Below are 8,530 nucleotides of genomic sequence, written 5' to 3'. Positions count from 1 at the left end.
GGTGGAGGATCAAATGCAGATTATTCCATTGATATTGATCGCTTTTGTTGAAAATGCTTTTAAACATGGAATTGTATCAGATGCAGATCATCCGGTTAAAATTGATCTGCAGGTGCAGCATGATCTGATGATTTTCGAGGTATGGAATTTGAAAAGTGCTCAGAATAAAGATAATACAGGAGGTATTGGATTGAGTAACGTGAAGAGACGATTGGAATTGTTGTACGAAGGCCGTTATGAACTGCTGATAGATGAGACGATTTCTACCTACTATTGCAAATTAGCCTTACATTTATAATATGATACGCTGCCTCGTAGTTGACGATGAACCTTTGGCTCTTGATATATTGGTTGATTATATCGCGAAGGTTCCTGGTTTAAAATTAATTAAAGCGACGACCAGCGCATTTGAAGCACTGGCTCTGGCTCAGGAAGAGGAGATAGACCTCATTTTTCTGGATGTGCAAATGCCTGAGCTTACCGGAATCCAGTTTTTAAATATCATAAAGGGAAAGTGTAAGGTGATCCTGACGACGGCTTACTCGCAATATGCGCTTGATGGTTATGAATTAGATATAGCCGATTATCTATTAAAACCTATTGCCTTTGATCGTTTTTATAAGGCGGTATTAAAGGTGCAGCAGCAACAGAGTTTGCTGGCCCCAGTTGCAGCCGTCCCTGAAAAGCAGAGTAATGGAGTTCCTGATTTCATATTTGTGAAAACTGAACACCGGATTCAGAAAATCTACATCAATGAGATTCTTTATATTGAAGGGTTAAAGGATTATATCTCCATTTTTACGGCTTCCGAGCGGATTATTACGCTGCAGTATATGAAGAAAATGGAAGAAGTGCTGCCTTGTGCGGTTTTTGCCAGGGTGCATAAGTCCTATATTGTCGCTATCGATAAAATTGAAAGTATCGAAAGGGGTAGAATTCAGATCGGGGATAAGATCATTCCAATAGGGGATACCTATAGGGAGGCGTTTTTTAATAAGATTCAGGATCGGAATATTTAAGCTATAAATTCCCTGATCTGTTTTTCAGCTTGCTGGATCACTTCATCAGGAGAGAGTCCGGTGGCATCAACGGGTTTAAGTACGGTAAGTTTCATGTGTTCACCAAAACTCAGCGGGTACTTCCCGTAGCGGGTTAATTTCCAGGAGTTCTGAATGGCAATGGGCACTACTATTGCGTTTGGTACCCTTTTAAGGATCGTGGTAACCCCTCCAAGTATAAAAGGTTTCATAATACCATCTTTAGATCGTGTCCCTTCAGGGAAGATGGCTGCGGACCAATTGTTTTCCTTCATGCGCTTAGCCAGTTTCAATATTTCGGAAATAGATTGTTTGGGATCTTTGCGGTCGATATTTGCGGCACCACCATATTTTAGATTGAAGGAAATACTTGGAATGCCTTTGGTGAGTTCAATTTTGGAAACAAATTTGACGTGATATTTGCGTAAAAACCAGATCATGGGCGATACATCGTACATACTTTGATGATTGGCCACAAAAATTAGTGATCTGCCCAGGGGTAGATCGTATTCGTTTTTGAACTGAACCCGGCATCCTATTATGTAATAGGTACCTACTAGAAAGAAGTTCATGATATCTACGCAAAGTTTATGTCCGGCGTATCCTCCAATTTTAAGACTTAACCACTGGATGGGATGAAAGATGACGAGGAATAACCCAAACATCAGGTAATGCAAGGGGGATAAGATGTAGCCGAGGAGCTTTTTTACTATCATGCTAGTTTGTTTTCTAACATTAAGATCTTCACTTTAAGAATAGCGGCTATGCTCATTGAATCGGTAATTTCATTATCAAGCACCATTTGATAGGCTTGTTCAAAGGGGATTCGTTTGAGTTGAAGTTCTTCAGTTTCTTCAGGTTCTGCCTGGCCTGGTTGAAGTCCGCGGGCAAGATAGATGATTCCGAATTCATCAGATACAGAATTAGAAAGATGGATATGCTGCAATTCGGACCAGTTTGACGCCGTTAATCCGGTTTCTTCCAGTAATTCTCTTTTGGCAGATTCAAGCGGGTTGATGCCTAAGGGGCCACCACCTTCCGGGATTTCCCAGCTGTACTGATTCAGTGCAAAGCGAAACTGACCAACAAGCCAAATGTGAAGGTCTTCATCGAGGGCAATAATGCCTAGCGCGAAGTTTTTAAAATGTACTTTTCCATAAATACCATTCCCACCGGAGGGGTTGAGTACCTTATATTCGGTTACATTTATCCATGGGTTGGTGTAAATATCGTCTTGTGATAAGATTTTCCATGGATTCGTGTCTTCATTTATCATGCTGCAAAGTACTGAAAAAGGGGCTGTAATTGCAGCCCCTTTTTTTAAACATAGTTATTTGAGTTCTTCTTAAAGGCCGAAAGCTGCTTTCACCTGATCCTGGTAATCTAATTTTTCCCAGGTGAAGAGTTCTACCTCTACCGTTTTCTTTTCGCCATTGGCACCTTCAAAAACCTTGGTTACGATTTCATTCTCACGTCCCATGTGTCCATAAGCAGCAGTTTCAGAATAAATCGGGTTGCGAAGTTTGAGGCGTGTTTCAATTCCATAGGGAGTCATATCGAAAAGCGCAGTGATTTTATCGGCAATTTCACCATCTGTCAGGTTTACTTTAGCGGTATTATAGGTGTTTACGTAGATTCCCATTGGATCTTTAACCCCTATAGCATAGGAAACCTGTACAAGAATTTCATTACAAACACCTGCAGCTACCAGGTTTTTGGCAATATGACGCGTGGCATAGGCTGCTGAACGGTCAACTTTAGAAGGATCTTTTCCTGAGAAAGCACCACCACCATGGGCACCTTTTCCACCATAAGTATCCACAATGATCTTACGACCAGTTAGACCAGTGTCTCCATGCGGACCACCGATTACAAACTTGCCGGTAGGGTTAACGTGGTATTTTATTTCCCCGTTAAACAGTTGTTGCAGATTTGCAGGAAGCTGAGCCTTTATTCTTGGAATAAGGATAGCGATCACATCTTCTTTGATCTTGTCCTGCATTTCCTTTTCGGGAGCAAAATCATCATGTTGAGTGGAAATTACAATCGCTTCAATGCGGATAGGAACATGGTCATCACTGTATTCGATGGTAACCTGTGATTTTGCATCGGGACGCAAATAGGTAATATCTTTGTTTTCGCGACGTAAAACAGCGAGTTCAAGCAGCAGTTTATGAGCCAGATCAAGCGCTAAAGGCATGTAATTAGTGGTCTCACTGGTGGCGTAACCAAACATCATTCCCTGATCTCCGGCTCCTTGCTGTTGTTTTTCCTGTCGGTCTACTCCTTGATTGATATCGGCAGATTGTTCATGGATGGCAGATAATATGCCACATGAATTTGCTTCAAACATATATTCAGACTTGGTATAGCCGATTTTCCGGATTACATCACGGGTGATCTTTTGGACGTCAAGGTAAACTGTTGATTTTACTTCCCCGGCAAGTATAACCTGACCGGTTGTTACCAATGTTTCGCAGGCAACTTTAGATTCGGCATCCCAGGCTAGAAAGTTATCAATTAATGCGTCAGATATCTGATCGGCCACTTTATCAGGATGACCTTCAGAAACTGATTCGGACGTAAATAAATAGGGCATATTAAATAGTTTTAGAAATAAGAAATGCTAAAACGGAAAGGATGCAGCTAAGATTGCGCGAAGAAGTAAATAAACAGGTATTAGCGATTTTTTTACGTGGTTGCAATCTCATTCCTTTTCGGAACAAAGCAAATCAGTCCACTTAGCGTTGCAAATTTATAAGATTTTTTATATTATGAGAAATTAAAACCTAATTTAGCCCAAGAATATAAGAGGCATAACTGGTTGAAAAAGAATATACTATTTATCATAAATCCGATATCAGGAGGCAAAAACAAGCTTGACTTTCCTTTTTTAGTAAAGAAATACCTTGATAACCGTCTATATATAGCTGAGTTCGCTTATACAAACCGGCCAAAACATGCCTTTGAAATGACGATTGAAGCAGTTAAAAAAGGTGTTGAGGTGGTTGTGGCGGTAGGGGGAGATGGGACTATAAATGAGGTTGCTTCTGCAATTTTAGGAAGTAAAACTATTATGGGAATCATTCCTAGTGGCTCGGGCAATGGCCTTGCCCGATCTTTAGGTATTCCATTGAATAAAAAAATGGCTGTGCTGCAATTAAATAAATGGAATACCCGTTTAATAGATACGGCTTGTTTAAATGAATTTAAATTCTTCAATATGGCGGGTTTGGGTTTTGATGCCTATATTAGTCATAAGTTTGCTTCATTAAAGGGTAGGGGCTTTTCGGGATATGTAAAAACTGCTTTTTCCGAAGTGATCAATTATAAGCCAGACCGGTATAGAATAGACATAGATGGGAAAGAATATGTACGGGATGCCTTTATGATTAGTATTGCTAATTCAAGTCAGTATGGAAATAATGCGCATATTGCGCCAAAGGCATTGCTTGATGACGGACTTCTTGATATTTGTGTTATAAAACCTTTTCCTCTATATCTCTTTGTTTCAATGGGTTTGCGTATGTTTGCAAAAACTTCTGAAAAATCGAGGTATGTTGAAATAATAAAAGGGAAAACTATACGTATAAAGTCTGATAATAATGCAATGGCTCATATTGATGGGGAAGCAATAAATCTGGGAAAGGAAATCTTGATCACTGTGAACCCTTCATCTCTTTGTGTTTTATATTAGCAATAATGTCAAAAAAAAATAATATTAACGGAGTAGTTTATTCGACAGATCCAAGTTTTGAGTATGACTATGAAGTTACACCTGAAGCAGTAACTTTAGGTGCCGGGCATCAGGATTTACGGATTCAACTTGACAAAAAACAAAGAAATGGGAAAGCTGTTACATTAATAACCGGTTTTAAAGGGACGGTTAATGATCTTGAAACGTTAGGAAAGAAGTTAAAAACCAAATGTGGTGCCGGTGGGGCTGCAAAAAACGGAGAAATTATTGTACAGGGTGATTTTCGCGATAAAATCTTAGATTATTTAAAATCTGAGGGTTATGGAGTGAAAAAATCAGGAGGATAACGCATATTTGGTGTTAAGTGTGAATTTTTTAGTTCATTTAGCATCACTAATTTGTAATTTTAGAAAAAAATCGTTTTTATTGTATAATATTGTTAAAAATAAAGACGGATTAATTAAACAATGTCAGTTCAGTCAAAATAATGCTTTAGGGAGGATTTAACTTAAATGTAACTAGAATCACATTTTATTCGTTTTAAAACTTCTATTTTTGTTATCATAATTTTTAATAAATCGTAACTATTATATTTTAATTAACACTAAAAACTAAATTTCAAGAAGAATGGCAACCGCACCAAAACCAACAACTGCGAAGAAAGAAAGCTCTGGTTCAAGCATTTTTGCAAGTCTAACAATCGTTATCTGTATCGTTATTGGAATCCTAATTTGGAAGTTCGTTATGGGACATCCATCCAATTTTGACGGAGGAGATCCTGAATTAGGTCACCCACTACCCGGAAACTTTTTCGGTATGATTTACAAAGGAGGAGTTATTGTACCAATGCTTTTTGGTATGTTTTTAATGGTAATCGTATTTTCAATTGAGCGGTTCATCGTAATTTCAAAGGCTGCCGGATCAGGCAGTGTTGAACATTTTGTTAGAAAGATCCAATCTTTACTATCAGCTGGAAGCATTGACACAGCAATTGCTGAGTGTGACAAGCAAAAGGGTTCTGTAGCAAACGTGATTAAATCAGGTTTGAAAAAGTACAAAGAAGTAGAAACAGACCAGACAATGGATATTGAGCAAGCTTCATTAGCCATCCAAAAGGATATTGAAGAAGCAACTTCTCTTGAAATGCCAATGTTGGAACAAAACTTAACCATCATTGCTACCCTGGTATCTACAGGTACATTGGTAGGTTTGTTAGGAACAGTAACAGGTATGATCAAGTCTTTTGCTGCCCTAGCTACAGCAGGTGCTCCGGATCAGGCTGCATTAGCAAATGGTATTTCAGAAGCGCTTATCAATACTGCAACAGGTATTTCTGTATCCACAGTAGCGATCATTATGTACAACATCTTCACATCGAAGATCGATAAGTTAACTTATTCAATTGATGAAGCAGGTTTCTCAATTGTTCAGACTTACGCTAGTACACATAAATAATAATTGAAGAAATATTTCGGGTGGACTTATGGAATATCCGAAATATTTCATCAATAGGTAAAGAGATAAAGGAATCAATTTAAAGTAGAACGATGCCTAGAGTAAAAGTACCAAGAAAGAGTACCGCAATTGATATGACGGCAATGTGTGATATGGCTTCCCTGTTGTTAACATTTTTTATTTTAACAGCAACAGCTCGTCAACCAGAAGCCCTTATCGTTGATACTCCTTCGTCAACAGTAAAAATTAAAGTTCCAGAAGTGGACATTGCTACGATCACAATTGGAGATGGCAAAGTATTCTTTGGAGTTAAAGGAACTATGATCCGTGAGCGGGTGTTACAGAAAATGTCAGAACGTTATAAGGTTCCATTTACTCCAGCACAAATAAAAAGATTTTCCTTAATGGAAGGGTTCGGAGTTCCGATTAGTCAGTTAGCTCAGGTCATTGATTTGAAGAGTGAGGAAAGGAATAAACCAGGGCTTCAATCGGGAATTCCAATTGATTCTGTAAATGGAGCAGCTTCACAGTTACATGAATGGATATATCAATCCCGTGTTGCTACAAAAGAATTAAACGACAAGCAAATGCGTGTTTCCCTAAAAGGCGATTCCAAAGAGGCATATCCTACAATTAAGAAGGTGATTAATATTTTACAAAAACAGAAAGTGAACAAGTTTAGCTTGATTACTTCAATGGAAGCTCAAGACTAATAATTACAAACGTAGAATAATATGGCAGAATTAGATAGCGGCGGCGGGGGTAATCATAAAGGTGGTAAAGTAAGAAGTAAGAAACAGTCAACCCGGGTAGATATGACACCCATGGTGGATTTAATGTTCTTGTTGATTACCTTCTTTATGTTAACAACTACTCTTGCAAAGCCACAGGCAATGGACCTGGCAATGCCAGACAAGGACGATCTGAATAAGGAAGAGCAGTTAGACGTTGCGGATACCCGTACCATGACTGTTTTATTAGGAAGTGCAAATCGAATAGAGTGGTTTATTGGTATAGCTGGAAATTCATTGACTCCTCCAACAGTAGAGAATTTTGGCAAGAATGGTATTCGTAAAACGATTATCGATAAAGCTAAGGATATCAAAGCTGCTACAGGAAAGGATATGATTATCATTATAAAACCTAGTGATAAATCCAATTATAAAAATCTTGTAGATATTTTGGATGAAATGAAAATCACGAATACAAAGCAGTATGCTATTGTAGACATCAGTAATCCGGAGATAGATCTCTTAAAACGTGATAGCATTTATTAAAGTAAAACAAAATGGATAGGTTCCATTTTGGGAAGAAACAAATTTTAAAATGGCAAAATTAGATATTTTTAACCGTGAGTGGATTGATGTTATCTTTACTGATAGAAACCAGGCTTATGGTGCTTATCAGCTAAGAAAAAATAACAACAAGACCACAAACAAGGCGATGGTTATAGGAGCAGTGCTTTTTATACTGGTTATGTCAGCGCCTCTTATTGCCAAATTCATTAAAGGGATGGTTCCTGAAGAGGAAACCGACAGGATCATCCAGACGGAGGTTGTGTTAACACCGCCGCCCCCAGTAGATGAGCAAGCACCACCTCCCCCTCCCGCAGCGGAGCCGCCTAAGCCTAGGGTAGATCAGGTTCGTTTCCCGCCACCAGTAGTAGTTCCTGCAGATAAGGTAAGAGATGAAGAACCACCTACCGTAGATGAATTGAAAGTGGCTGATCCAGGTCAAAAAACTTTAGCAGGAGATCCAAATGCAGAAATCAGAATTGATGAGCCAGTTGGTACTGCTCCTCCAACAAAAGCAGCTGTTGTAGAAGATAATGCGGTATACGATTTTGCTAGTATTGAGCAAATGCCGGAATTCCCGGGTGGTATGCCTAAGTTTTATGGTTATGTAGGAAAAAATTACGTTTATCCTGCTGCTGCCAGAGAGCAAGGTGTTTCAGGCCGTATTACTATGAGCTTCGTTGTGGAGAAAGATGGTAGTTTAACTGATATTAAAGTTCTGAGAGATCTTGGAATGGGTACAGGTGAAGAAGCGGTAAGGCTATTGAAAAAGGCCCCCAAATGGAAACCAGGTATTCAAAATGGACGTCCGGTTCGTGTTCAGTATACATTACCGATCATGTTGAATCTGGAGGGACAATAAATGTTTAATAATGAAAATCAGCAAAAATCGCCCAAAAAGCGATTTTTGTTCATTTCAGGGTCAGTCATATTTGGTATGTTCATATTTGCATTCTATATGCTGTTTGGACTGGCTTTGATTTTTTGGAATGATATTCCATTGACATTGAATAAAACATATCGCGTTGCTTTAGGTTGTTTTTTAA

Annotated in this window: 10 protein-coding genes and 1 pseudogene; 8 read left to right on the top strand and 3 right to left on the bottom strand. The window is 38.8% G+C overall.

Annotated features, from left to right (window positions below):
• Nucleotides 1-298 (top strand): annotated as a pseudogene (locus ADIARSV_RS21960) (sensor histidine kinase); the annotation flags it as partial.
• A gap of 1 nt (nt 299) precedes the next feature.
• On the top strand, nt 300-1,019 hold the full coding sequence (locus ADIARSV_RS17350; protein WP_016196947.1) for a LytR/AlgR family response regulator transcription factor: 720 nt from the start codon (nt 300-302) through the stop codon (nt 1,017-1,019).
• Here the strand turns inward: ADIARSV_RS17350 and ADIARSV_RS17345 are convergent.
• The 3 genes from ADIARSV_RS17345 to metK form a co-directional block, all read right to left on the bottom strand.
• A complete protein-coding gene (locus ADIARSV_RS17345; protein WP_016196946.1) occupies nt 1,016-1,753 on the bottom strand; it encodes a lysophospholipid acyltransferase family protein in 738 nt (245 codons plus the stop codon). The genes ADIARSV_RS17350 and ADIARSV_RS17345 overlap by 4 nt on opposite strands.
• Nucleotides 1,750-2,313 (bottom strand): NUDIX domain-containing protein, encoded by a 564-nt coding sequence (locus ADIARSV_RS17340; protein WP_016196945.1) that lies wholly within the window; start codon nt 2,311-2,313, stop codon nt 1,750-1,752. Before ADIARSV_RS17340 ends, ADIARSV_RS17345 begins: the two co-directional genes overlap by 4 nt.
• Before the next feature lie 69 nt (nt 2,314-2,382).
• Nucleotides 2,383-3,636 (bottom strand): methionine adenosyltransferase, encoded by a 1,254-nt coding sequence (gene metK, locus ADIARSV_RS17335; protein WP_016196944.1) that lies wholly within the window; start codon nt 3,634-3,636, stop codon nt 2,383-2,385.
• 225 nt (nt 3,637-3,861) lie between these two features.
• On the opposite strand from metK, the gene ADIARSV_RS17330 reads away from it, so the two are divergent.
• The 6 genes from ADIARSV_RS17330 (at nt 3,862) to ADIARSV_RS17305 (ending at nt 8,346) form a co-directional block, all read left to right on the top strand.
• The gene (locus tag ADIARSV_RS17330) at nt 3,862-4,734 is read left to right on the top strand and encodes a diacylglycerol/lipid kinase family protein (protein WP_016196943.1); all 873 of its coding nucleotides are present in this window, start codon (nt 3,862-3,864) and stop codon (nt 4,732-4,734) included.
• Between the two features lie 5 nt (nt 4,735-4,739).
• Complete coding sequence (locus ADIARSV_RS17325) at nt 4,740-5,081, top strand: translation initiation factor (RefSeq protein WP_016196942.1); 342 nt, start codon at nt 4,740-4,742, stop codon at nt 5,079-5,081.
• Nucleotides 5,082-5,361: 280 nt separating this feature from the next.
• Entirely contained in the window at nt 5,362-6,189 is an 828-nt protein-coding gene (locus ADIARSV_RS17320) for a MotA/TolQ/ExbB proton channel family protein (RefSeq protein WP_040300508.1), read from the top strand.
• 92 nt (nt 6,190-6,281) lie between these two features.
• The gene (locus ADIARSV_RS17315) at nt 6,282-6,902 is read left to right on the top strand and encodes an ExbD/TolR family protein (protein ID WP_016196940.1); all 621 of its coding nucleotides are present in this window, start codon (nt 6,282-6,284) and stop codon (nt 6,900-6,902) included.
• Between the two features lie 21 nt (nt 6,903-6,923).
• Nucleotides 6,924-7,466: an ExbD/TolR family protein gene (locus ADIARSV_RS17310; RefSeq protein ID WP_016196939.1), complete on the top strand. Its 543-nt coding sequence runs from the start codon at nt 6,924-6,926 to the stop codon at nt 7,464-7,466.
• A 49-nt stretch (nt 7,467-7,515) separates the two neighbouring features.
• A complete protein-coding gene (locus ADIARSV_RS17305; protein ID WP_016196938.1) occupies nt 7,516-8,346 on the top strand; it encodes an energy transducer TonB in 831 nt (276 codons plus the stop codon).
• The last annotated feature ends 184 nt before the right edge of the window (nt 8,347-8,530 follow it).

Origin of the sequence: Arcticibacter svalbardensis MN12-7, assembly GCF_000403135.1 — a bacterium.
GTDB lineage: Bacteria > Bacteroidota > Bacteroidia > Sphingobacteriales > Sphingobacteriaceae > Arcticibacter > Arcticibacter svalbardensis.
Note: the sequence above shows the minus strand (reverse complement) of the source record. Positions and strands in the feature narration are given on the sequence as shown.

Coding starts and splice junctions, on each gene's coding strand:
- ADIARSV_RS17310 (WP_016196939.1), top strand. CDS start 6,924: ATGGCAGAATTAGATAGCGGCGGCGGGGGTAATCATAAAGGTGGTAAA.
- ADIARSV_RS17325 (WP_016196942.1), top strand. CDS start 4,740: ATGTCAAAAAAAAATAATATTAACGGAGTAGTTTATTCGACAGATCCA.
- ADIARSV_RS17345 (WP_016196946.1), bottom strand. CDS start 1,753: ATGATAGTAAAAAAGCTCCTCGGCTACATCTTATCCCCCTTGCATTAC.
- metK (WP_016196944.1), bottom strand. CDS start 3,636: ATGCCCTATTTATTTACGTCCGAATCAGTTTCTGAAGGTCATCCTGAT.
- ADIARSV_RS17315 (WP_016196940.1), top strand. CDS start 6,282: ATGCCTAGAGTAAAAGTACCAAGAAAGAGTACCGCAATTGATATGACG.
- ADIARSV_RS17320 (WP_040300508.1), top strand. CDS start 5,362: ATGGCAACCGCACCAAAACCAACAACTGCGAAGAAAGAAAGCTCTGGT.
- ADIARSV_RS17340 (WP_016196945.1), bottom strand. CDS start 2,313: ATGATAAATGAAGACACGAATCCATGGAAAATCTTATCACAAGACGAT.
- ADIARSV_RS17350 (WP_016196947.1), top strand. CDS start 300: ATGATACGCTGCCTCGTAGTTGACGATGAACCTTTGGCTCTTGATATA.
- ADIARSV_RS17305 (WP_016196938.1), top strand. CDS start 7,516: ATGGCAAAATTAGATATTTTTAACCGTGAGTGGATTGATGTTATCTTT.